This window comes from Sphaerisporangium sp. NPDC049457, assembly GCF_055586705.1.
This window is the reverse complement of the sequence record NZ_JBVJHR010000002.1, coordinates 213,437-236,275: the sequence shown is the minus strand read 5'-3', so window position 1 is coordinate 236,275 and position 22,839 is coordinate 213,437. Positions and strand designations below refer to the sequence as shown.

Genomic DNA, 22,839 nt, shown 5'->3' with positions numbered 1-22,839 from the left:
CGCTTCTATGCTGTCGGCGATGACCCGCCAGGCAAGGCTGAGGTGGCATGCAGACCCGTCGTGATCTTTACCAGGCCCACCGGCTGATGATGCAGCGCCTGGGCATGGCCCTCCTGCAGGGGGAACCGGACATCCCCGAGTCGCCCATGCGCAGGCACAACGTCGCCATGTTCTGCGGCCTGCTGGTGGCCGTGCTCGTGGCGGCCTGCTTCGGCATCTACGGCCTGCTCAAGCCGGGCGGCGCGACGTCGCTGACCGCGCCGGGCACGCTGATCGTCGAGGAGGAGACCGGCGCCACCTTCGTCTACAGCCAGCAGGAGGACAAGCTCATCCCGGTGGCCAACTACACCTCCGCCCGCCTGATCCTCGACACCCCGCAGGTGACGGTGCGCACGGTTTCGTCGGCCTCGCTCGCCCGCTTCACCCGCGGCACGCTGGTGGGCATCCCGGGCGCGCCGGAGTCGCTGCCCGCGCGCGAGAAGCTGGTGCCCGGCCCCTGGTCGGCGTGCGTGGCCGAGACGGTGGACCCGAGCGGGACCCGCAAGCCGTACGTCTCGCTGGTGGGCGGCATGGACGTCGGCGGCAGGCCGTTCGGCTCCGAGGCCATGCTCGCCGACGACGGCCAGCAGTCCTGGGTCATCCTGGCCGACCGCCGCATGCGCGTCTCGGACGCCGGCGCGCGGGCGCTGTCGCCCACCCCGCCCCGCCAGATCCCCGCGACCTGGCTCAACGCCCTGCCCATCGGCCCGGACTTCCGCGGCCCGCGCATCTCCGGGCTGGGACGGCGGCTGCGCGGCCCGGACGGCCGCGCCTCCGCCGTCGGCCGGGTGTACACCGTCCCGGCCGTCGCGGGCGGCGAGGTCCGCTGGTACGTGCTGCTGCGCGACGGGCTGGCGGCGATCTCCCAGACACAGGCCACGCTGCTGCTGGAGGACCCGGCGAGCAAGGCCGCCTACGGCAGGTACCCGGTGCGGCCCATCGAGGTGGACGCGGCCAGGGCCAACGCGTTCCCCGTGTCCAGGACGTCGCCTGCCGTGAACGGCCTGCCCGCGACGATGCCGAAGATCGCGACGCCGGACCCCGCGACCCCGCTGTGCACGGTCTACTCCGACACCGCCAAGGGGTCCACCCGGGCGCGGCTGACGATCGGCGCCCGCATGCGGATCCCGGTGCCGCCGAACGCGGGAGCCGACCAGGAGCACTTCGACCAGGTGCTGCTGCCCCCCGGCGGCGCGGTGCTCGCCGGGCTGCTGCCGGGCGAGAACCAGCTCGGCGCGATCCAGAACTTCGCGCTGGTCACCGACCAGGGGCGCAAGTTCGCGCTGTCCTCCGGCGACCTGCTGCCGAAGCTCGGCTACGAGCCCACCGAGGTGGCGCCGCTCCCCGCGGGCATCTGGCATCTGCTCCCCGAAGGGCCCGCGCTCGACCCCGAGGCCGCGAGGACCCCGGTCCCCATTACGCGAACGGCGACATTGACCCCATGAGGCTATTTATAGCCATTGGTACGAAAAACTGTTACTGACTCGCAATGTGACGTCTGACCAACTTGTGGTCGATGATCCTAGGGTTTGAGTTGATCAGCATCGCGGGGGCGCACGATGCGTATTGCAGTGTGGGCCATCACGCGTTTCACGGCCAGGCCACACTCCTTGGAGGTACCCGTGGGCCAGCAGACGTCAGCACAGCTTCCCCAGATCGTCGAGTCCGCGAAGAAGACCGAGACGGCCCACGGGCTCATCGGCAGCATCCAGACCCAGCTCCAGGGGCACGTCGCCGAACTGCGCACCGGGTGGGGCGGCCAGTCCGGCATGGCGTTCGAGTCCGTCTACAACCAGTGGAACGGCGAGCTGTCCAAGGTGCTCGGCGAGCTGCAGAACCTCGCGGCGAAGCTCCACCAGGTCGAGGCCCGCTACCGCGGCGCGGAAGCCGACCAGACCGCCGCCGCGCACCGCGTCCTCGGCGGCAGCAGCCTCAGCGGCAACATCAACGCCTGACCACCACGCCTCGGACAACGGAGATCATCATGGCTGGTATCAACAACGACGTCGACCGCACACTGGTCAACTTCGGGTCGATGACCACGGGCGCGCAGGACTTCGCCCGGCAGTGGCAGGCGATGGAAGGCACGCTGCAGGAGCTGGAGGGCAACCTCGACCGCCTGCTCGGCGAGTGGGAGGGCGACGCGCGCGCCGCGTACTGGGCCGCCCGGGCGCAGTGGGACGCCGCCTCCGGCCGCATGGCCGCCCTGCTCCAGCAGCTCGGCGCCGTCATCCAGCAGGGCCACGAGAACTTCCACCTGACCGAGCGGGCCAACGTCGCCATGTTCGACGGCCGGTAAGCCGCCGGGGTATCGCACGACCACCTTGCCGCGTCGCGCGGCTCGCACATTCTGTGAGGACGACGATGAGTGGTGACGGGGAGAACATCAACCTCTCGCATTCGGATGTCGAGCGCATCGCGAAGGCCCTGCAGTCGCACGTCGACGCCATGGGCCAGAACGGCCGCGCCGGCACCGGAGGCGAGCAGTCCGGTTCCCTGTACTCCTTGCGCTACAACGGTCAGCTCACCCCTGACCAGCTGGGCAAATGGCAGGCGGCACAGACGTTCGCGCAGACGGTGGGCTCAAGCGGCGCGGACACCGGCGTCAACGCGTTGCTGGGGCTGTACGCCACCTACATCCAGCAGTACAACGCGCTGATCGCGACCCTCCGAGCGGGGAGGGTCAACACGGTCGCGGCGGAGGACGCCAGCACCGTCCCCCCGCCGCCCGGCGGCGCGAACTGAGCTTCGGCAAGGGGTTTTCGTGGGAATCGACTTCAAGAACATCCGGGGCGCGCAGCCGGAGACGGCGGTCCCGGACGGTGACGTCGGCAGTGTGCGCAACTGGCTCAACTCGACCGACCCCGGTGCGGTGTACCAGGCGGGCCAGGTCCACGCGGCCGCCGCCAAGGTGATCAAAGAGAGCGCCGAGGCGCTGCACAAGCAGATCATCACCGACATGCCGGACGCCTGGGACAGCCCTGCGGGAACCCTGTTCCGTCAGGCTTCGGAGAAGCTGGTCAGCACCGGCAGAGAACTCGCCACCAAGATGGAGGGCATGGGGTCCACCCTCCAGACCCTCAGCGACAAGTTGACCTGGTACCGCGACAACTACCAGGTGAAGGACGACGTCTTCGGCTCGTGGTCCAACGGCATCGACTTCGTGCCCGGCGACTGGGGCGAGGACGACCCCAACTCGACGGCGGCGAAGGCGACCGACTCGCCCAACAGCCGCGCCCGCCACCACCTCGAGAATCTCAACAAAGAGATGCTCACCCTGTACAACGCCCTTCCCGCACGGGTCGAGTACGAGATGCCGCAGCTGGCCCCGACCACGGACATTCCCGACCTGCCGAAGTTCCCGAAGGACTTCACCATGCCGAACACCGACGGCAGCGGGTACACCGGTCCGAACAGCACCTACTCTCCGCTGAACGACCCGAACTCGAAGAACGGCTTCGACACGACGGGGTTCCCCGGCACGGACGACGGTTCGACCATCCAGCCGGGCGCCGGCACCGGAGACGGGAACAACGGGACGGGAACGGGCGACGGAACCGGTGACGGCACGGGGACGGGCGCCGGCAGCGGGACCGGCAACGGCAACGGCACGGGAACCGGCAACGGGACCGGCCTGCCCAACGGCAACGGGACGAACGGCCTGGGCGGCAACGGGCTCGACCCGAACGACCCGCGCTCCACCAACCTGGCCGGGTTCAACCAGCCCAACGGGCTCAACAACCCGGCGCTGAACACCCCCGGCCTGAACAACCCGAACCTGACCAACCTCGCGACGCCCAACGGAACCGGGCTGAACTCGCCCACGACGACCTTCACCAGCCCCACGGGCGTGGGCGCGGTGCCGATCGGCACGGGGGTCAACGGGACGGGCGGCGCCGGTGGCGGCCCCGGCAGCTCCTACGGCGCCGGTTCCGGCTTCGCCGGAGGCGCCGGCCAGGTCGGCCGCGGCGTCGGCGTGGGCCCCGCCGGCGCCGGAGGCATGGGCGGCATGCCGTTCATGCCGATGAGCCCGGCGGCCGGCGGCGGCGACAAGCAGGAGCGCGAGCGCAGCACGTGGCTGACCGGCGACGAGGACGACTGGGGTACCGACCAGCAGGTCGCCCCGACGATCATCTGCTGACGGCGCCGCGGGGGCCCTTCACCGGGCCCTCACCAGGCCCGGCGCCGCGCGGGGCACACGCCCCGCGACAAGGCTCACGCGCCGGTGGGCGGCCTCCCCAGGCCGCCCACCCGACGAGCAACGCGACGGACATGCCGGAAAGGGTGCCCCAGCCCGCCCAGCGTAGGCGGGGGCACCCTTTCCGGCGTGTCGGGCCCCGGCCGGTCTCCCGGCCAGGGCCGCCACGCATCCCCCCGGCTCTGCCGATGTCCCGCGAACCCCTCCCCGGCACACCGGCCCTCCCCCTTGCCGACGCCCCGAGCCGTTGGGCGCCTGGCATCAAGATTCCACGAGCCACTTGCAAGTCACTTAAAGCCCGCTTGACACATATGCCGCCAACCACCCCAAACGATTGGCGGCATGCTACTAAGCCCGCAGGCGCCGGGACACAACTCCGAGCAGCCGCCCGCCGGAGAAGTAGCCGAACCTGCGCGAGTCGACGCTGACGGCGGGGTTGTCGCCCAGCAGCACCAGGCAGTCCTCGGGGACCCGCGCGCCCGGGCCCCCCGCCGCGTCCATCACCTCCGGCACCGGGTCGCCCGGGACGGCCACCGCCCGCTTGATGATCCACTGTCCCGGCGGCACCGGGTCCGTCATGACGACGACCTGCCCCGGCCGCACCTCGGTCAGCGGCGCCCTGCGGACCAGCACGCGCTCGCCCGCCCGGTAGGTGGGCTCCATGCTCCGCCCGTGGATCGTCACCACCAGGAAGCGGCGGCGGATCCACGCCCAGCCCACGGCGAACACCAGCCCCAGCGCGGCCATGGAGATCAGTCCGATCATGGCTCCCTCCCCGTCAGGGCGGCCTCGTCGCGGTAGCCCTCCGCCTGGAGGGTGAACAGCTTCGCGTACGCGCCGCCGGCCAGCATCAGTTCGTCGTGGGTGCCGCGCTCGGCGATCCGGCCGTCCTCCAGCACCACGATGAGGTCGGCGTCGCGCACCGCGCCGAGCCGGTGCGAGATGAGCAGGCTGGTACGGCCCGCCCGCAGCGCCCGCAGGCGCCGGTGGATCTCGTGTTCGGCGCGGGCGTCCAGGCCGGCGCTGGGCTCGTCCAGGATCATCACCTCGCAGCCCTCCCTGAACAGCGCGCGGGCGATCGCCAGGCGCTGCCACTGGCCGCCGGACAGGACGACCCCCGTGGAGGGGTCGTCCTTGTCCGCCTCGCCGAAGAACGAGCGGCTGAGCATGGTGGCGTAGCCTCGGGGCAGCGCGCGCACGACCTCGTCCACCCCCGCCCGCCGGGCGGCGGCCTCGATGCGCTCGCCGTCCTGCATGGCGGTCAGGTCGCCGAGCCCGATGTTCTCCGCGGCGGTGAAATCGTAGGACATGTAGTCCTGGAAGACCGCGCCCATCCGCGCCCTGAGCTCGTCGGGGTCCATGTTCCTGAGGTCCACGCCGCCCCAGCGGATGGAGCCGGACGTCGGCTCGTAGAAGCGGCACAGCAGCTTCACCAGCGTGCTCTTGCCCGCCCCGTTGAGCCCGACCAGGGCCACGCACGACCCGTGCGGGATGGTGAGGTCCACGCCGCGCAGGATCCACGGGTGGTCGTCGCTGTAGCGGAACCAGACGTCGCGCAGCTCGATGTCGCCGCCCCGCGGGGCGGGCCGCGCGCGCTCCGGCCGGGGCAGGTCGGGGCCCATCCGCTCCACGGTCAGATAGTGGCCGAACATGAGCAGTTCCTGGTGGGTGTAGGCGGCCTGCTCGGCCAGCGACCCCACCGCCGTCTGCACGGCGGCCACCGCCACCACGAACATGGACACATCGCCGACCGTGCCCGCGCCGTTCAGCGCCGCGCTGATCGCCAGGATCAGCCCGAGGCCGGCCGCCGCCGCGCCCGCTAGGCTCAGCGCCGACTGCGTGACCAGTTCGCGGCGGTCCATCCGCCGGTGCTCCCCGTTCGCCCGCACGCGCTCGGCTCTCATCCGCCCCTGCAGGAAGACGCCGAGTCCGAAGAGCCTGATCTCCTTGGCGGCCTGCACGTCGGTGAGCAGGCGCCCGTAGAACATCTCTCTGCGTTCGATGGGACTGATCTGCCACATCACCCGGGCGCGGCGCCGGCTGAGGGACAGCTCGGCGATCAGTGCGGGGAGGGCGGCGCCCAGCACGGCCACGGTGGCGACCGGGCTGATCACCGCCAGCGAGAAGACGAACCCGAGCACCGTGACCGCGCCCTGCGCGATGCCGAGCGCCCCGTCGGCGATCTGGCCGGAGGTGTGGCGGGCCGCCTGGTCGGCCATGCGCAGCCGGTCCAGGAACATGGGGTCCTCGAACCTGGCCAGCCCGGTGAACCCGTTCACCTTCGTGTACAGCCGATCCTGCGCCCGCAGGGCGATGGCGCGCTTCAGCTCGCCGCGCAGGAACCGCCGGGTCTGCGGCAACGTGAGCGTCAGCGCACCGAGGGCCACCAGGGCGACCGCCGCCGGCAGCACCGCGGACCTGTCGCCCGCCAGACCGTCCAGCACGACCTTGGTGAGCCAGGCCGTGGTGACGGGGATGGCGGCGGCGAGCAGTGCGACGGCCACGTGGCCGGACAGCAGCACCGGCCCGGCCTGCCAGCTCATTCGCAGCGCCGCGCCGAGGTCCCGCGCGCGGGAGCGGATCCCTTCCGCCTTCGCGGTCATACCGCGATCGGGCCGGTCAGGGCGGACACGTCGAAGCGGGCGGCCGCGATGGAGGCGTCCGCGCCCACCAGGCAGAACGTGGGGAAGGCCCGCACCCCGAAGGCCGAGGCCACCGGTCCCCCGTGATCCTCCACGACCACCCGGGTCACTTCGGCGAGCGCGATGACCATGGGGTCGGACTCCTCCGCGCCGGCCACCACCGCGAGCGCCCGGTCGGCCCCGCCGGGCAGCGCCGCGACGTGGGCGAGGAACTCCGGCAGAGCGGCACGGCACGGCTCACAGGTCGGCGAGAAGAACCCGACGGGCGCGCCGACGTCCAGCATGTCCGGGGACACCGGCCCGTGGTCGAGGGTCGGCGTCGCGAAATGCCCGATCGGCGATCCGGGCGCGGGCAGCCGGCCGGCCGCGGCCCCCATTCCGGACAATTCATCGAGCCTTTTCGTGTGTTCCCTTAATCTCCGCACCACGGCGAGCGTCAGCAACAGATTCAGCCCGCAGAGGACGCTCAGCACGATCACGACCGCGGTCAAATAGGGCACTGTCATCCGGTCCTCTCAGAGGGGGTTCCGCCGGCCGGATGGGCGCCGGCCGGCGGAGGTGGATTCGCGGACTACGGACAGGAATCAACCGGAGGAGAGCGTGCCTACGGGCGGTAGAGACAGGCGTCGCAGATGATCACGCCGCTGTCCGGGTAGTAGCAGCAGTACCTGGAGTGCCGGGCGCCGCACTGCTCATACCAGCAGGACGCGGCCTCCGCCCGGCCCTTGGGCACCACGAGGCCCAGCAGCCGGTCGGCCAGGGAACCGATTTTCCTCACGATCGTTCACCCCTTCTGTGAGGACCGATACCGAATTCACGGTCAGCAGCGATTGTTGAGCGCCGCCGTAGAACAGGAGTAGAAGAGGCGTAGAGATTCTGTTCATGGACCACGTCCGAATGGAGTTCGGCTTGGCGTCGATGACGATTCGCTGCCTCGGGCCGCTGGAGGCATGGAATGGCGAAAAGTGGGTGGCCCCCGGCGGAGCGAAGGCCCGCGGCGCGCTGGCCGCCCTGCTCGTCAAAGCCGGTCAGCACATCTCCTCGGACCAGCTGATCCACGAGTTGTGGGGGGAAGCGCCTCCGGCCTCGTGCCGGACGCTGGTCCGCGGCTACGTCCACGCGCTCCGGCGGCTGCTCGGCGACGGCGACGCCGAGGTCATCCAGCACCGCAACGGCGGTTACCGGCTGAACCTCGACCGCCGGGCCATCGACGCGGCCCTGTTCGAGGACCTGTGCGACGAGGGCGGCCGCCTGCGCGCCCGCGGCGAGTCCGAGCGGGCGCACCAGGTGATCGAGCGCGCCCTGTCGCTGTGGCGCGGCCCGGTGATGGACGACGTGCCCGCCACCTCGTCGGTGGCCGTCTACGCCGACATCCTGGGCGAGCGCAGGCTGACGGCGCTGGAATGGCGGTTCGAGGGCGACCTGGCCGCGGGGCGGGCCGAGGACGTCGTCAAGGAACTGGTGAGCCTGGTCGCCGAGCATCCGTTCCGCGAGGGCCTCGCCGTCCAGCTCATGCGCGCCCTGCGGCTGACCGGACGCCGCGCCGAGGCGCTTAAGTTCTTCGCCGGCCACCAGGAGCGGCTCAAAGAGGACCTCGGCGTCGGCGCCGGCCCCGAGCTGCGCCGCCTGCACCACGAGATCCTGACGGACGAGCGCCCGCGCGGACCCGGCCGCGACCCCGGCGGCGCCGCCCGGCCGCGCGACGGCTCAGTGGCGCCGTCCGGCCCGCCGCCGGCCCGCGGCCCGGTGCAGACGCCCCCCTGCCTCGCCGACTTCACCGGCCGCGAGGCGGTGGTCCTGCGCTGCACGGCGGCGCTGTCCTCGCACGAGCCGCGCGCGCTCAGGACGCTCGCCATCTCCGGCCGCGCGGGGGTCGGGAAGACCACGCTCGCCGTCCACCTGGCGCACCGGCTCGAAGAGAGCTACCCCGACGGCCAGCTCTGGGCCGACTTCAGCGGCCAGGTCACGCCCGCCACCGTGCTGGGACAGTTCCTGCGCGCCCTCGGCGTGCCGGGCGCGTCGGTCCCCGAGTCCCTCGACGAGCGCATCCTGCACTACCGCAGCCTGCTCGCCGGCCGGCGAGTCCTGGTGCTGGCCGACAACGCCGACGCCGAGGCGCAGGTCCGGGCGGTGCAGCCCGGGGCGGCCGGATGCGCGGTGGTGGTCACCAGCCGCAAACGACTGCTGGGCCTGGAGTCGGCCTCCTTCGTCGACCTCGACGTCCTCGAACCGGACGCCGCCATGAGCCTGCTCGCCAAGATCGTGACGGACGGGCGGGCCGAGCGGGAACCCGCCGCCGCGCTGGAGATCGTCGAGCTGTGCGGCAGGCTGCCCCTGGCGGTGCGCATCGCGGGAGCCCGCGCGACCGCGCGTCCCGGCTGGCTGCTGTCGCTGTTCGCCTCGGAGCTTCGCGACGAGGCGGGCAGGCTCGACCGTCTCAGGGCCGGCGACCTGGACGTCAAGGCGGCCATCGGCACCTCCTACGCGGGCCTGGACGAGCCGCGGCGCCGGCTGTTCCGGCTGCTCGGGCTGCTGGACACCCCCGACTTCCCGATGTGGGCCGCCGCCGCGCTGACCGGCGCGCCCGAGCGGCTCGCGGAGGAATGGCTGGACTCCCTGGTCGACGCGCGGCTGGTCGACGAGGTCGGCCCCGGCCCCGCGGGGCGGGCGCGGTTCCGCCTGCACGAGCTGATCCGCATCTTCGCCCGCCACCAGGCCGAGACGGAGGACGACGCGTCCGCCCGGCACGCCGCCGTCTCCCGCGCGCTCGGCGGCTGGCTGCTGCTCGCCGAGGAGGCCGACGCGCGCCTTCCCGCGCGCACCCTGGCCCGCTTGCGCCCGGACGTCTCCCGCCGGCGTCCCGAGGAGGCCGAGGGCATGGTGAGCGACCCGTTCGCCTGGTTCGAGGCGGAGCGGCGGACGCTCGCCGCCCTGGTGCGGCAGGCGGCCGCCATGGGCGCGACGCGGTACGCCTGGGGGCTGGCCGCGGCCGCCCAGAGCTTCTACGAGCTGCGCGACACCCCCGAGGGCACGTGGACGCACCGGCTGGCGCTCGCCGCCTGCCGCGAGGGCCGCGACCGCCTCGGCGAGGCGGTCATGTTACGCAACCTCGCCGACCTGCATTCCGGCAAGCCGGGCACCGCGCTGGCCGACAAGATCGAGTCGGCGGAGGCGTCCCTGGGCATCTTCCGGGAGCTCGGCGTGCGACGCGGCCAGGCGGACGCGCTGTACCTGTCCGGCGACGCGCACCGGCTGCGCGGCGATCAGGAGGTCGCGATCTCCCTGCTGCGCGAGAGCCTGGAGATCTCCCGCTCGTGCGGCTACTCGCTCGGCGAGCTGCACGTGCTGCAGCAGTTCGGCATCATCGGCAACGAGCGCAGCGACTACGACCAGGCGCTGGCGCACGCCGAGCAGGCCATGGCGATCGCGCGGCGGCTCGCCAGCCCGCGCGACGAGTGCGTCGTCCGGGCGCTGATCGGCGTCATCCACAAGCGGTGCGGCCGGTTCACCGAGGGCGGCGAGCAGTTGCGCCTGGCCGTCGCCAAGGCGCGGGCCTCGTCCGACCCCCTGCTGGAGGCCATGATGCTCGCCCATCTCGGGCAGCTGTACGCCGACCACGGCCACCCCGACGCCCGCGAGACGCTGGAGCGCGGCCTGGCCGCCAGCGCCGCCTGCCACTACGACTTCGGCCGCGCGATCGCTCTCCACGGGCTCGGCCGCCTGGAGAGCGCCGAGGGATGCCATGAACAGGGCATCGCCCGGCTCCAGGCGGCCACCGCCCTGTGGGAGCGCCTCCAGCACGCCTACGGCAAGGCCCGCACGACGGCGGCGCTCAGCGAGGCCTACACCGCGAGCGGCGACCTGGCCGCCGCGCGCCGCACCCTGCTCGACGCCTGCCGGCAGTACCGCGAACTCGGCGACGAGAAGGAGGCCGCCCGTCTCAGCGCCCTGCTCTGTCAGACGCTCGACGCCTCGATCTGACCCCCTGCCCTCGGCCTGTCACGGGCGGACGACCGTCCGATCAGGGCTCGTGCTCGGCGGAGGCCGGAACGGGGAGATCTTGCACGGGGACGGCGCGGCGCACGACGACCGTGCTGATGCGGTTGCGGCGGCCGGCCGTGCTCTCGGCGGTCAGGCTGAGGCCGTCCACCGTGGCGCGCGAGCCGGCGATGGGCACCCGTCCCAGGGCGTGGGCGAGCAGGCCGCCCACCGTGTCGACGTCGTCGACCTCCAGCTCGGTGTCGAACAGCTCGCCCAGCTCGTCCACCGGCAGCCGCGCCGTCACCCTGGCGCCGCCGTCCTCCAGCCACTCGACGCGCGGCGCCTCCTGGTCGTACTCGTCGGCGATCTCGCCGACGATCTCCTCCAGGACGTCCTCGATGGTGACCAGCCCCGCGGTGCCGCCGTACTCGTCGATGACGATGGCCAGGTGGATCTGGCGGGCCTGCATCTCGCGCAGCAGCTCGTCGATCGGCTTGCTCTCGGGCACGTACGTGGCGGGGCGCATCAGCGACCCGATCTTCTCGCCTTCGGCGTCGCCGTGCGCCGAGGCCTCGTGGACCCGCCGCACGATGTCCTTCAGGTAGGCGATGCCGACGACGTCGTCCTCGTTCTCGCCCACCACGGGGATGCGGGAGAAGCCGCTGCGCAGCGCCAGGGACAGGGCCTGGTTCAACGTCTTGCCGCGCTCGATGAACACCATGTCGGTGCGCGGCACCATCACCTCGCGGACCAGGGTGTCCCCCAGCTCGAACACCGAGTGGATCATCTGGCGCTCGTCCGGCTCGATCACCCGGCGCTCCTCGGCCAGGTCGACCAGGTCGCGCAGCTCGGCCTCGGAGGTGAACGGGCCGTCGCGGAACCCCTTGCCGGGGGTGAGCGCGTTGCCCAGCAGGATCAGCAGCTTGGGCAGCGGCCCGAAGATGCGCGTCAGCCCGTACACGATCGGCGCGCTCGCCAGCGCGACCGGCTCGGCGTGCTGGCGGCCGAGCGTGCGCGGGGAGACGCCCACGATGACGTAGCTGATCACGATCATGACGCCCGCGGCCACGGCGTACGCCTGGCCCTCGTCGCCCAGCCAGTCGATGAACAGCAGCGTCGCGATCACCGTGGCGATCAGCTCGCAGCTCAGCCGCAGCAGCAGGAGCAGGTTGAGGTAGCGGGGCGGATCGGCGACGATCGCCTGGAGACGCTGCGCCCCGCGGTGGCCCTTGCGCGCGAACTCCTCGGCGCGCACCCGCGATATGCGTGCCAGGGCGGTCTCCGCGCTGGCCAGCAGGCCACCGAGGAAGATCAGAAGGACGGCCGACAGCAGCCATCCGCTGGGGGAACTCACGGCTCCCGCCGCACCTCCCGCCACGCTTCGAGCAGCTCGCCCTGGAGCCCGAACATCTCGGCGTGCTCCTCGGGCTCGGCGTGGTCGTACCCGAGGAGATGCAGGATGCCGTGCGTGCAGAGCAGTTCGAGCTCCTCGCGGGTGCTGTGGCCGGCCTCCGCGGCCTGCTTGGCCGCGACCTGCGGGCACAGCACCACGTCGCCCAGCAGCGCCGGGTCGAGCGGGGCGTCGACGTCCTGCCGCGAACCGCCGGGGTTGGGACGCAGCTCGTCCATGGGGAAGGCCAGGACGTCCGTCGGCCCGGGCTCGCCCATCCACTGCTCGTGGAGCTGCGACATCGCCGCCTCGTCCACGACCAGGATGGACAGCTCGGCCAGCGGGTGGATGCCCATGCGGCCGAGCACGTGACCGGCCAGTTCGACCAGCGAGGACTCGTCCACCTCGACGCCCGACTCGTTGGCCACCTCGATGCTCATGGTGTTTCTTATCTCCCCCGCGGGCGTTTGCCGCCCTTGATGGCATGCGGCTCGGCGGTCGCGAGGTCGTAGCGGCTGTAGGCGTCGATGATGTCGCTCACCAGCTTGTGCCGCACGACGTCCGCGCTCGTCAGCCTGCAGAAATGGATGTCCGGAATGCCGTCAAGGATATCCTGGACGACCTTCAGGCCGCTCAGCTGGCCGCCCGGGAGGTCGATCTGCGTGACGTCGCCCGTGACGACGATCTTGGCGCTGAAGCCCAGGCGGGTGAGGAACATCTTCATCTGCTCGGGCGAGGTGTTCTGCGCCTCGTCCAGGATGATGAAGGCGTCGTTGAGCGTGCGCCCGCGCATGTAGGCCAGCGGCGCCACCTCGATCGTGCCCGCCGCCATCAGCCGCGGGATCGAGTCGGGGTCCAGCATGTCGTGCAGCGCGTCGTAGAGCGGGCGCAGGTAGGGGTCGATCTTCTCGTAGAGGGTGCCCGGCAGGAAGCCCAGCCGCTCCCCCGCCTCGACGGCGGGCCGGGTGAGGATGATGCGGTTGACCTCCTTGGCCTGCAGGGCCTTCACGGCCTTGGCCATGGCCAGGTAGGTCTTGCCGGTGCCCGCCGGCCCGATGCCGAACACGACGGTGTGCTTGTCGATCGCGTCGACGTAACGCTTCTGGTTCACGGTCTTCGGGCGGATCGTGCGCCCGCGCGAGGACAGGATGTCCAGCGACAGCACGTCGGCGGGCCGGCCGGAACTCATGCGCAGCATGGCGATGCTGCGCTCCACGGCGTCGGTGGTGAGCTGCGCTCCGGACCGCACCAGCTCGACCATCTCTTCGAAGAGGCGGACGACCAGGCCGCTCTCTTCGGGACTGCCGCTGATGGTGATCTCGTTGCCGCGGACGTGGACGTCCGCCCGGAACGCGCCCTCGATGACCCGCAGCAGCTCGTCACGGGAACCGAGAATGGTCACCATGGAGTGCTCGTCCGGGATCACCACCTTGGCCTGCGTGCGGGACGGGCCTTTGGTTCGGGGCGCTTCGCTGGTGTGCGCGCCGTTGGGCGCGCTGCGGGTTTCGTATGACTCGGACATGGGCGGCCCTTGCGGCCTGCTCGCCTCCCGGTCTTATGCGTGTGCGCCGTCGCGCTCTTGTGGCGTTCAGCCTGCGCGCCGGCCCGACCGCGCCGTTGTTATGCCCATGGTATCCGGGCCGCGGTCAGCCCGGTGGCCACTGCAGGTCGCGGCCGCCGAGCACGTGCCCGTGCACGTGGAACACCGTCTGACCGGCCTGCGGGCCGGTGTTGAACACCACGCGGTAGCCGGAGTCGGCCACCCCCTCCTGCGCGGCCACCGCGTGCGCGGTCTTCAGCACCTCGTCGGCGAGGCCGTCGTCCGCCGCGGCCAGCGCCGCGGCGTTCTCGTAATGCCCCTTGGGGATCACCAGGACGTGCGTGGGCGCCTGGGGGTTGACGTCCGCGAACGCCAGCGTCCGCTCGGTCTCGTAGACGACCGTGGCGGGGATCTCCTTGGCCACGATCTTGCAGAACAGGCAGTCTGTCACGCACGCATGGTAGTCACCTCTGTTGCCAATCGGTAATACCGAGGAGGTCCCGCGGAAAGATCCGCGCGGCTAGGGTTGGTGTGCGACACTTCAGCGTCAGACAGCGGTCAGTGTCGGCCAGGCCATCGGCGAGGACACAACTGGGTCATGCCCCCTAAAGAATCGCCAGAGCGTAAACCCTCTGGAAAGGCCGTGCGTCCAACAGATGTGACCACCGAGACCCTCGTGGCCGAAAGGTCGCTGGGGGCGGTGCCCGTCGGATGGGACGCCGACATGGCCGTGACGGCGCTTTACAGCGCCCACTATCGGTCTCTTGTGCGTCTCGCCATGCTGTTGGTGCGCGACAGCGCGACCGCGGAGGAAGTCGTGCAGGATGCGTTCGTCGCCCTTCATGGGGCGTGGCGCCGCCTGCGCGACACCGACAAGGCACTCGCCTACCTGCGCCAGTCGGTCGTCAACCGATCGCGCTCAGTGCTCCGCCACCGCGCCGTCGTGGAGAAGTACGCCCCCAAGGGGCTGCCCGACGCGCCGAGCGCGGAGAACGGGGCCATAGGAGAGCTCGAACGGTCCGCCGTCATCGAGGCACTGCGCGGGCTCCCCAACAGGCAGCGCGAGGCGCTGGTGCTGCGCTACTACGGCGACCTGTCCGAGGCCGAGATCGCGCACGCCATGGGCATCAGCAAGGGTGCGGTGAAGAGCCACACAGCCCGCGGCATGGCCGCATTACGCACGGTACTGGAGCAACTGTCATGACCGAGTCCCCCGACGAGTACGGCGAGGTCCTGCGCCGTGTCTTGCGCGCGGAGGCGGATTCTGTCGTGCCCTCCGCAGAAGGACTGCAGATCATCCGCACCCGCATCGAGCAGCGCGGCGGGCGAGGGATGTTTTGGTGGCGAGCCGCCGCCTCGGCGTTCGGGGCCGTCGTGGTGGCCGCCGCCGTCGTGATGGTCGTGCCGGGCCTCAAGGTCCAGATCGGCACCGACCGGCACATCATCCAGGTCCAATACGACACCTCTCCTCCGGACGAGTCGAGCACCCGCCGCCCGCCGAACGAGGTCCACCCGCCGGCGGTCGGCGGCTCCCAGCGTCCGCAGCCCAGCGCGCCGGTCAGCGCCACGCCCTCGGTGACCGCCACGCCGTCGGGGACGGCCTCGCCGGGCACCGACTGCGCCACCGCCGCGCCCACCGCCGTGGAACCCGAGGGCGGCGACTCGCCGCGGCCCTGCCCGGAGCCCACGGCCACCGAGTCGCAGCCGGACCGGACGACCGAGCCCCGTCCCACGCCGACGCGGCAGAGCGCGACCCCGACGCCGACGAGGACCGCCACCGCCAACCCCAAGCCGACGGTGGAGCCCCCGGCGCCGACCGCCTCAGCGGCTCCCACCGAGCCCCCGGCTCCCACGGTCACCCCCCAGATGACCACCGAGGCCGACTCCACCACCCAGAACATGACCCAGGAGTAGCGCCCGCGCCGGAAAGCGATGGGCGCCGCGTCAGCGGAGCCGGAGAGCGCTCACGCTCACCAGCGGCCCGAGCGGCTGAGCAGGACGGCCGCGGCGGCGACGCCCGCCGTGGAGGTGCGCAGCACGGTCGGGCCGAGCAGCGCCGAAGCCGCGCCGGCCTCCTGGAAGCGCTTGAGCTCGTCGTCGCCGATGCCCCCCTCGGGGCCGACCACGATGACGATGTCGCCGCTCGCGGGCAGCGGCAGGGCCGAAAGCGGCACGGCGGCCTCCTCGTGGAGGACGGCCGCCGCGGCGGCGCCGCGCAGCAGGGCGGCGACCTCGGCCGTGGTCGCCTGCTCGGTGATCTCGGGCAGGTGGAACCGCCGGGCCTGCTTCGCCGCCTCGCGGGCCGTGGAGCGCCAGCGGGCCAGCGACTTGGCCGCGCGCTCGCCCTTCCACTGGGTGACGCACCGGGCCGCGGCCCACGGGACGATGACGTCCACCCCGGCCTCGGTCATCATCTCGACCGCGAGCTCGCCCCGCTCGCCCTTGGGCAGGCCCTGGACGACGACCAGGCGCGGCTCCGGCGCGGGGACCGTACGGCGGCCGAGCACGCCGAGGCGCAGGAAGTCCTTCCCGGCCTCGCGCACCACGCATTCGGCCACCGCTCCCGCGCCGTCGGTCAGATCGACGCGCTCGCCCGCGCGCAGCCGCCGCACGGCGGCGGCGTGCCGTCCCTCGGGGCCGCCGAGAACGATCTCGGCGCCGGACAGGTCGCCGGAGAGGAACACCGGCACGCTCACCGCACACCGCCGTTCATCGGCCGTTGAAGGCGTCCCTGAGCCGCGAGAAGAAGCCCTGCTGGCCGGGGGCGAACTTGCCGGGCGGGCGCTCTTCGCCGCGCAGCTTGGACAGCTCTTTGAGCAGGTCTTCCTGGGCCTGGTCGAGCTTGGTCGGGGTCTCCACGTTGACGTGGATCAGCAGATCGCCCCTGCCGGTCTCGTTGAGCCGCTGGATGCCCCTGCCGTACAGCGGGATGACCTGGCCGGACTGTGTGCCCGGCCGTACGTCGAGCTCCTCGGCCCCGTCGAGCGTCTGCACGGTGAGGATCGTGCCGAGCGCCGCCGCGGTCATCGGGATCTGCACCGTGCAGTGCAGGTCGTCGCCGCGCCGCTCAAAGGTGTCGTGCGGCCGCTCGACGATCTCGAGGAACAGGTCGCCGGGGGGGCCGCCGCCCGGGCCGACCTCGCCCTCGCCGGCCAGCTGGATGTGCGTGCCGTCCTCGACGCCCGCCGGGATGCGCACCTTGATCGTGCGCCGGGTGCGGACCCGGCCGTCGCCGGAGCACTCCTGGCACGGGTGGTGGATCACCGAGCCGAACCCGCCGCACTGGGGGCAGGGCCGCGCGGTCATCACCTGGCCGAGGAACGACCGAGTGACCTGGGAGATCTCGCCGCGGCCGTGACACATGTCGCAGGTGTCCGGATGGGTGCCGGCCGCCGCGCCCGACCCCTGGCACACCTCGCACAGCACGGCGGTGTCGACCACCAGCTCACGCGTGGTGCCGAACGCCGACTCCGACAGGTCGAGCTCGACCCGGATCGTCGCGTTGCGCCCGCGCCTGGCCCTGGAACGGGGGCCGCGCGCCCCGGCGCCGCCGCCGAAGAAGGCGTCCATGATGTCGCTGAACGGGAAGCCCGCGCCGAAGCCGGCCGCTCCCGCCCCGGCCGCTCCCGCGCCGCCGAACGGGTCGGCGCCGAGGTCGAACATCTGGCGCTTGTTCGGGTCCGACAGGACCTCGTACGCCTGGTTGATCTCTTTGAAGCGCTCCTGCGTCGCGGGGTCGGGGTTGACGTCAGGGTGCAGCTCACGTGCGAGGCGGCGATACGCCTTCTTGATCTCGTCCTGGCTGGCGTCACGGCGGACCCCGAGGATGCCGTAATAGTCGCGGGCCACCTAGGACCCCGCCAGGATCTGGCCGACATAGCGTGCCACTGCGCGCACCGCTCCCATCGTCACCGGGTAGTCCATTCGCGTCGGGCCCAGCACTCCGAGCCGAGCCAGTTCATTGTCGCCCGAACCGTACCCGGCGGCGACGATCGAGGTGCCGTGAAGCCCCGAGTAGGGGTTCTCGGAGCCGATGCGCACGGTGAGGGCGGAGGGGTCGTTCGCCTCGCCGAGCAGCCGCATCAGCACGACCTGCTCTTCGAGCGCCTCCAGCACCTCGCGCAGGCCGACACTGAAATCGCCCGCCAGGTTGGCCGCGCCGGCAAAGACGATCTTCTCGTCGTGCCGCTCGACCAGGGTCTCCAGGAGGACCGACAGGATGGTCGCCGCCATCGGCCGGTCTTCTTCGGGAAGCCGCTCGGGCAGGTCGGCCACCGTCTCGGCCACGCGGCCGAGGCGGCATCCGTCGAGGCTGGCGTTCAGCACCGCCCGCAGGTGGGCGACCTGGTCGTCCCCCACCACGTCGGGCAGGTCGACGACCCGCTGCTCGACCCTGCCGGTGTTGGTGATCACCACAAGCATGATGCGCCGCTCGGCGAGCGGCACCAGTTCGACGTGCCGGACCGTGGAGCGGATCAGCGAAGGATACTGCACCACCGCCACCTGGCGCGTCAGCTGCGCCAGCAGCCGCACCGTGCGGGTCACGACGTCGTCGAGGTCGACGGCGCCGGCCAGGAACGTCTCGATGGCGCGGCGTTCGGCGGCCGACAGCGGCTTGATCTGGGACAGCCGGTCGACGAACAGCCGGTAGCCCTTGTCGGTGGGAACCCGCCCCGCACTCGTGTGAGGTTGTGTGATGTAGCCCTGCTCTTCGAGCACGGCCATGTCGTTGCGCACGGTGGCGGGAGAGACCCCCAGATTGTGACGCTCCGCCAGCGCCTTCGACCCGACCGGCTCGTTGGTGGACACGAAGTCCTCGACTACGGCTCGCAGAACTGCCAGCTTACGGTCATCGAGCAACGTGCTCACCTCCCTGCCTCGCGTTCGTGCCTGCGTAAACGCCTGGTCTGGCACTCAGTGTTCCCGAGTGCCAAGTGTACGGCTCCCGGCCACGGGGTGCGATAACTCATGCCCTGCCACCCTCGCCGCGTACCGGGGATCACCCTCTCACCGTCCCGTCGCGCCGGCCCCGCGAACAGGCCGGAAACGGCCCGCCCCGCCGGTGGCAAGCGGCTTGCTATCCGTCGGCAAGTGACCCCGCCCACACTCCTCCCATGAGCGAGAACGATCCACGCTTGACCGACGCCACGACGCGGTCACCGCGCCAGGACTCCTCGGGTTCGCAGGTTCCGCCGCGCCCCCAGGGCCCGCCGTCCGGGTCGCCCTCGTACGGCGCCCCCTACGGCGTTCCCTACGGCGCCCCGGCCGGTCCCTCCCCGTACGGCGCCTCCGGCGGCGGGCCGTACGGCGCCTCGGGCGGCCCCGCGTACGGCGGGCCCTCCTACGGGACGCCTCCGTCCGGGGCCGCGCACCCCCTGTACGCCTCGCCGGCCCCGGCGGCGCCCGGCCCGGTGCGGCCGCGCGTGCTGTGGATCGTGCTCGCCTGGCTCCTCGCCGTGATCTGCGGCGTCGTGGGCGTCGTGGGGTTCGCCGGCGGCCTGTTCAAGACCATCACCGACGCGGCGCCGACGCGGACGTTCCAGAGCGGCGGCAGCGTGTCGCTCACGCTCGACCCCAAGGACAGGCCGATCCTGTACGCCTCGGCGTCCGGGCCCACCGACGTCACCTGCCTCGCGACCGACGCCGCCGGCCAGAAGGTCGGCCTGACCTCGCCCAAGACCTCCCAGACGGTGGGCGCCGACGGGCGGGTCTGGGAGGCCGTGTTCGACATCGGCGTGCCCGCTCCGGGCGCCTACAAGGTGAGCTGCCGGGCCGAGGCCGGCAAGCAGGCGCTGTTCGGCGTCGGCAGGTCGCTGACCGCCGACACCGGCGCGCTCGCGGGCGGCGTCGCCTTCCTGCTCCTCATCCCGGCGGCCGGGTTCCTCCTCGCGGTCGTCACCACGATCGTCGTGCTGGTGCGGCGCGGCCGTGACCGCAGGCGGCGGGCGGCCGCGTCCTCCCCCTACGGCGGCGCGTGGCCCCAGGGCGCCCCGCCCCGGGCATGATCTTTGCTAGCGTGCCCAGGTATGCGGGACTACGGAAGGGACGTGCTGGCCGGAGACTGGCGGAGGCCGCTGCGCGGCAAGATCCCCAAGGTCCCGGCCGAGCCCGACCTCGTGGTGGAGGACGCCGAGGGAGGCTTCTGCGGCGCCGTGGTGGCCTGTGACAAGGAGGCCGTCACCCTGGAGGACCGCTTCGGGCGGCGGCGGGTGTTCCCGCTGGCGCCCGCCGCGTTCCTGCTCGACGGCAAGCCCGTGACGCTCGTGCGCCCCGCCCCTGACGCCGCCGGGGCCGGGCGGCCCGCCCGCAGCGCGTCGGGGTCCATCGCGGTCCAGGGCCTGCGGGCGCGCGTCGCCAAGGAGAGCCGCATCTACGTCGAAGGCGTGCACGACGCGGCCCTGGTGGAGAAGATCTGGGGCCACGACCTGCGGGTGGAGGGCGTCGTCGTCGAGTACCTGGAGGGCGTGGACGACCTGCCTGCCATCGTGGCGGAGTTCGAGCCCGGCCCGGGACGTCGCCTCGGAGTGCTGGTCGACCACCTGGTCCCCGGGTCCAAAGAGAGCCGCATCGCCGCCCAGGTCTCCTCCTCCGCCCACGTGCTCATCGTGGGGCACCCGTTCGTCGACATCTGGGCCGCGGTGAAGCCCTCCGTCCTCGGCATCGCCGCCTGGCCGGCGGTTCCGCGGGGGATCCCATGGAAGGAAGGCGTCATCGAGGCGCTCGGCTGGCGGCTCGAACCGGCGGAGGCCTGGCGCCGCATTCTCGGCGCTGTCCGGACTTACACTGACCTCGAACCTGAGCTGCTGGGCCGGGTCGAGGAGCTGATCGACTTCGTGTCGACCGAGGAGAACCCATGAGCCATCCTCCGTACGGCCACCCCTCCGATTCCGGCGGCCCGCAGGACGACCCTCGTCCGGCGGGCGGCCCGCGGGACGACGACCCGGCGGCCGGCGAGCGCGGGCAGCCTGCCGCGTCCGAGTGGCCCGCCGACCGGCCGTCCGGCTACGGCGCCGGCCACCCCGAGCCGGGCCCCGCCCAATACGGGTACGCGCCCCCGCCCCCGTACGAGCAGCCCGTGTACGGCCGGCCGGACCCCGACCAGCAGGGCCATGGCCAGCCAGGCTACGGCCAGCAGAACTACGGCCAACCGGGTTACGGGCAGCAGCCGGGTTACGGCCGGCAGGGCTATGGCCGGCCCGGCTACGGGCAGCCGGGTTTCGCGGCGGGTCCCCACGTCCCCGGCAGGTACGGGCCGCGCCCCGGCTCGGACGACACGACCCTCGCGATGCTCGCCCACCTGCTGGGCCTGCTGACCTCGTTCCTCGGCCCGCTGGTGCTGTACCTGGTGAAGAAGGACGAGTCGCCGTACGTGCGCGACCAGGCGGCCGAGGCGCTGAACTTCCAGATCACGCTCTTCATCGCCTACGCGATCTCGGCCGTGCTGGTCCTGGTGCTCATCGGGATCCTGCTCATGCTGGTCGTGGCCGTCGGCTCGCTGATCCTGATGATCATGGCGGCCGTCGCGGCGAACCGCGGAGACAACTACCGCTACCCCCTGAACATCCGCTTCGTCAGCTGACCCCGCTCGACACCCCCCCATCAGCCGACCTCCGCTCAAGCGGGGCCGGCGGGCCTGCCGTCAGGTGAGGTCGCGGATGAGCGCGTCGGCGAGCAGGCGGCCCTTCAGGGTGAGGACGGCGTGGCCGCGCTTGAAGGGCTCGGGCTGCAGCAGGCCGTCGCCCATGGCGCGGGCGACGGCCGTGCGGGCCTGCGGGGAGATGTCGGCGAGCGGGAACCCCGAGTCGAGGCGCAGTTCGAGCATCAGCCGCTCGACCCGGCGGTCGTCCTCGGACAGCACCTCGCGGGCATGGCCGGGCGAGGAACCGGTGGCCAGCCGGGAGGCGTACGCGGCCGGATGCTTGACATTCCACCAGCGGGTGCCGCCCACGTGGCCATGGGCCCCGGGACCCACTCCCCACCAGTCTCCGCCGGTCCAGTAGAGCAGGTTGTGGCGGCACCGCGCCTGCGGCGAGGTGGCCCAGTTGGACACCTCGTACCAGGAGAACCCGGCCTGCGACAGCATGGTGTCGGCGATGACATAGCGGTCGGCGGCCACGTCGTCGTCGGGCATGGGCAGCTCGCCCCTGCGGATGCGGGCGGCCAGCCGGGTGCCGTCCTCGACGATCAGCGAGTACGCCGAGACGTGGTCGGGACCCGCCTCGATGGCGGCGGCCAGGGATGCGCGCCAGTCGTCGTCGGTCTCCCCCGGAGTGCTGTAGATCAGATCGAGGTTGACGTGCGCGAACCCGGCGTCTCTGGCCTCTCGCACGGCCTGGGCCGGACGGCCGGCGGTGTGGCGCCGGTCGAGGACGGCCAGCACGTGCTCGGCCGCGCTCTGCATGCCGAAGCTCACGCGGGTGAACCCGCCTGCGCGCAGCCGTTCGAGGGAGGCGGGGTCGACGGACTCGGGGTTGGCCTCGGTGGTCACCTCGGCGCCCGCCGCCAGCCCGAACTCGCCGTCGATCGCCCGCAGGATCTCGGTCAGGTCGTCCGCGGGCAGGAGCGTCGGCGTGCCGCCGCCGAAGAAGACGGTCTGCACCGGCAGCTCGGCGTCGCCCAGGACCCTGCGGGCCAGCCGGATCTCCTCGACGGCGGTGGCGGCGTAGTCGGCGCGCGAGGCCCCCGGGCCCAGCTCGGCCGCGGTGTAGGTGTTGAAGTCGCAGTAACCGCAGCGGGTGGCGCAGAACGGCACGTGGACGTAGAAGCCGAACGGCCGCGTGCCGAGGCCCTGGAGGGCGTCGGCGGGCAGCTCACCGGAGGCGGGAACGGCGTCGCCGTCGAGAAGTACGGAAGGCACGCCCCCAGTCTGCCGCCCTCCGGCAGATGCCTCGCACCGCCTGTGGACAACTCGGCGCGCCCGGCGCCGAGCTTCGGCGGCGGCCCCGGACAGCGGGGCCGGGAGGGGGGGGGGGGGGGGGGGGGGGGGGGGGGGGGGGGTTTTTTGTTTTTTGTGTTTGTTCTTTTTGTGGCGGGGGGGGGGGAAAAAGTT

The 22,839-nt window shown here is 72.2% G+C and carries 23 protein-coding genes; 11 read left to right on the top strand and 12 right to left on the bottom strand.

Annotated features, from left to right (window positions below; all coding sequences use genetic code 11):
• Positions 1 to 47: 47 nt before the first annotated feature.
• From eccB to ACZ6QO_RS04400, 5 genes are all read left to right on the top strand, one after another.
• Positions 48 to 1,484, top strand: coding sequence for a type VII secretion protein EccB (gene eccB / locus ACZ6QO_RS04420; protein WP_465847569.1), 1,437 nt, complete (start codon positions 48 to 50; stop codon positions 1,482 to 1,484).
• A 177-nt stretch (positions 1,485 to 1,661) separates the two neighbouring features.
• Complete coding sequence (locus tag ACZ6QO_RS04415) at positions 1,662 to 1,994, top strand: WXG100 family type VII secretion target (RefSeq protein WP_465847567.1); 333 nt, start codon at positions 1,662 to 1,664, stop codon at positions 1,992 to 1,994.
• Positions 1,995 to 2,023: 29 nt separating this feature from the next.
• Positions 2,024 to 2,338 (top strand): WXG100 family type VII secretion target, encoded by a 315-nt coding sequence (locus tag ACZ6QO_RS04410; RefSeq protein WP_465847565.1) that lies wholly within the window; start codon positions 2,024 to 2,026, stop codon positions 2,336 to 2,338.
• 65 nt (positions 2,339 to 2,403) lie between these two features.
• On the top strand, positions 2,404 to 2,784 hold the full coding sequence (locus ACZ6QO_RS04405) for a hypothetical protein (protein WP_465847563.1): 381 nt from the start codon (positions 2,404 to 2,406) through the stop codon (positions 2,782 to 2,784).
• Positions 2,785 to 2,803: 19 nt separating this feature from the next.
• Positions 2,804 to 4,180 carry a WXG100 family type VII secretion target gene (locus ACZ6QO_RS04400; protein ID WP_465847562.1) on the top strand — a complete coding sequence of 459 codons (1,377 nt, stop codon included), beginning with the start codon at positions 2,804 to 2,806 and terminating at the stop codon, positions 4,178 to 4,180.
• A gap of 405 nt (positions 4,181 to 4,585) precedes the next feature.
• Here ACZ6QO_RS04400 and ACZ6QO_RS04395 read toward each other — a convergent pair whose 3' ends face one another.
• The 4 genes from ACZ6QO_RS04395 to ACZ6QO_RS04380 form a co-directional block, all read right to left on the bottom strand.
• Positions 4,586 to 5,002, bottom strand: coding sequence for a S26 family signal peptidase (locus tag ACZ6QO_RS04395; protein WP_465847560.1), 417 nt, complete (start codon positions 5,000 to 5,002; stop codon positions 4,586 to 4,588).
• Positions 4,999 to 6,840: an ABC transporter ATP-binding protein gene (locus tag ACZ6QO_RS04390; RefSeq protein ID WP_465847559.1), complete on the bottom strand. Its 1,842-nt coding sequence runs from the start codon at positions 6,838 to 6,840 to the stop codon at positions 4,999 to 5,001. Before ACZ6QO_RS04390 ends, ACZ6QO_RS04395 begins: the two co-directional genes overlap by 4 nt.
• The gene (locus ACZ6QO_RS04385) at positions 6,837 to 7,385 is read right to left on the bottom strand and encodes a thioredoxin domain-containing protein (RefSeq protein WP_465847557.1); all 549 of its coding nucleotides are present in this window, start codon (positions 7,383 to 7,385) and stop codon (positions 6,837 to 6,839) included. The genes ACZ6QO_RS04390 and ACZ6QO_RS04385 overlap by 4 nt, the downstream gene beginning before the upstream one ends.
• A 98-nt stretch (positions 7,386 to 7,483) precedes the next feature.
• Positions 7,484 to 7,657 carry a hypothetical protein gene (locus ACZ6QO_RS04380; protein WP_465847556.1) on the bottom strand — a complete coding sequence of 58 codons (174 nt, stop codon included), beginning with the start codon at positions 7,655 to 7,657 and terminating at the stop codon, positions 7,484 to 7,486.
• Positions 7,658 to 7,761: 104 nt separating this feature from the next.
• Here ACZ6QO_RS04380 and ACZ6QO_RS04375 point away from each other — a divergent pair, with 104 nt between their 5' ends.
• Entirely contained in the window at positions 7,762 to 10,860 is a 3,099-nt protein-coding gene (locus ACZ6QO_RS04375; protein ID WP_465847554.1) for an AfsR/SARP family transcriptional regulator, read from the top strand.
• Between the two features lie 40 nt (positions 10,861 to 10,900).
• Here ACZ6QO_RS04375 and ACZ6QO_RS04370 read toward each other — a convergent pair whose 3' ends face one another.
• From ACZ6QO_RS04370 to ACZ6QO_RS04355, 4 genes are all read right to left on the bottom strand, one after another.
• Positions 10,901 to 12,214, bottom strand: a complete 1,314-nt coding sequence (locus ACZ6QO_RS04370; RefSeq protein WP_465847552.1) for a hemolysin family protein — start codon at positions 12,212 to 12,214, stop codon at positions 10,901 to 10,903.
• A complete protein-coding gene (gene ybeY, locus ACZ6QO_RS04365; RefSeq protein ID WP_465847551.1) occupies positions 12,211 to 12,690 on the bottom strand; it encodes an rRNA maturation RNase YbeY in 480 nt (159 codons plus the stop codon). Before ybeY ends, ACZ6QO_RS04370 begins: the two co-directional genes overlap by 4 nt.
• Before the next feature lie 8 nt (positions 12,691 to 12,698).
• Entirely contained in the window at positions 12,699 to 13,772 is a 1,074-nt protein-coding gene (locus ACZ6QO_RS04360) for a PhoH family protein (RefSeq protein WP_465847550.1), read from the bottom strand.
• Positions 13,773 to 13,896: 124 nt separating this feature from the next.
• Entirely contained in the window at positions 13,897 to 14,241 is a 345-nt protein-coding gene (locus ACZ6QO_RS04355) for a histidine triad nucleotide-binding protein (protein ID WP_465847548.1), read from the bottom strand.
• Between the two features lie 273 nt (positions 14,242 to 14,514).
• On the opposite strand from ACZ6QO_RS04355, the gene ACZ6QO_RS04350 reads away from it, so the two are divergent.
• Together ACZ6QO_RS04350 and ACZ6QO_RS04345 are read left to right on the top strand one after the other, a co-directional pair.
• Positions 14,515 to 14,994 (top strand): SigE family RNA polymerase sigma factor, encoded by a 480-nt coding sequence (locus tag ACZ6QO_RS04350; RefSeq protein WP_465848073.1) that lies wholly within the window; start codon positions 14,515 to 14,517, stop codon positions 14,992 to 14,994.
• Positions 14,991 to 15,704, top strand: coding sequence for a hypothetical protein (locus ACZ6QO_RS04345; protein ID WP_465847547.1), 714 nt, complete (start codon positions 14,991 to 14,993; stop codon positions 15,702 to 15,704). The genes ACZ6QO_RS04350 and ACZ6QO_RS04345 overlap by 4 nt, the downstream gene beginning before the upstream one ends.
• A 56-nt stretch (positions 15,705 to 15,760) precedes the next feature.
• Here the strand turns inward: ACZ6QO_RS04345 and ACZ6QO_RS04340 are convergent, their stop codons facing one another.
• The 3 genes from ACZ6QO_RS04340 to hrcA are packed head-to-tail and all read right to left on the bottom strand — an operon-like array spanning position 15,761 to position 18,650.
• Positions 15,761 to 16,486: a 16S rRNA (uracil(1498)-N(3))-methyltransferase gene (locus ACZ6QO_RS04340; protein ID WP_465847546.1), complete on the bottom strand. Its 726-nt coding sequence runs from the start codon at positions 16,484 to 16,486 to the stop codon at positions 15,761 to 15,763.
• Between the two features lie 13 nt (positions 16,487 to 16,499).
• Positions 16,500 to 17,639, bottom strand: coding sequence for a molecular chaperone DnaJ (gene dnaJ / locus ACZ6QO_RS04335; RefSeq protein WP_465847544.1), 1,140 nt, complete (start codon positions 17,637 to 17,639; stop codon positions 16,500 to 16,502).
• Positions 17,640 to 18,650 (bottom strand): heat-inducible transcriptional repressor HrcA, encoded by a 1,011-nt coding sequence (gene hrcA / locus ACZ6QO_RS04330; RefSeq protein WP_465847542.1) that lies wholly within the window; start codon positions 18,648 to 18,650, stop codon positions 17,640 to 17,642. It abuts the gene before it with no gap.
• A gap of 254 nt (positions 18,651 to 18,904) precedes the next feature.
• On the opposite strand from hrcA, the gene ACZ6QO_RS04325 reads away from it, so the two are divergent.
• Genes ACZ6QO_RS04325 through ACZ6QO_RS04315 form a run of 3 tightly spaced genes read left to right on the top strand, consistent with a single transcriptional unit; the run spans position 18,905 to position 21,369 of the window.
• On the top strand, positions 18,905 to 19,795 hold the full coding sequence (locus ACZ6QO_RS04325) for a hypothetical protein (protein ID WP_465847540.1): 891 nt from the start codon (positions 18,905 to 18,907) through the stop codon (positions 19,793 to 19,795).
• A 21-nt stretch (positions 19,796 to 19,816) separates the two neighbouring features.
• A complete protein-coding gene (locus tag ACZ6QO_RS04320; RefSeq protein ID WP_465847539.1) occupies positions 19,817 to 20,647 on the top strand; it encodes a DUF3097 domain-containing protein in 831 nt (276 codons plus the stop codon).
• Positions 20,644 to 21,369 (top strand): DUF4870 domain-containing protein, encoded by a 726-nt coding sequence (locus ACZ6QO_RS04315; protein ID WP_465847537.1) that lies wholly within the window; start codon positions 20,644 to 20,646, stop codon positions 21,367 to 21,369. Before ACZ6QO_RS04320 ends, ACZ6QO_RS04315 begins: the two co-directional genes overlap by 4 nt.
• Before the next feature lie 60 nt (positions 21,370 to 21,429).
• Here ACZ6QO_RS04315 and hemW read toward each other — a convergent pair whose 3' ends face one another.
• Entirely contained in the window at positions 21,430 to 22,647 is a 1,218-nt protein-coding gene (gene hemW / locus ACZ6QO_RS04310) for a radical SAM family heme chaperone HemW (RefSeq protein ID WP_465847535.1), read from the bottom strand.
• Positions 22,648 to 22,839 lie beyond the last annotated feature (192 nt).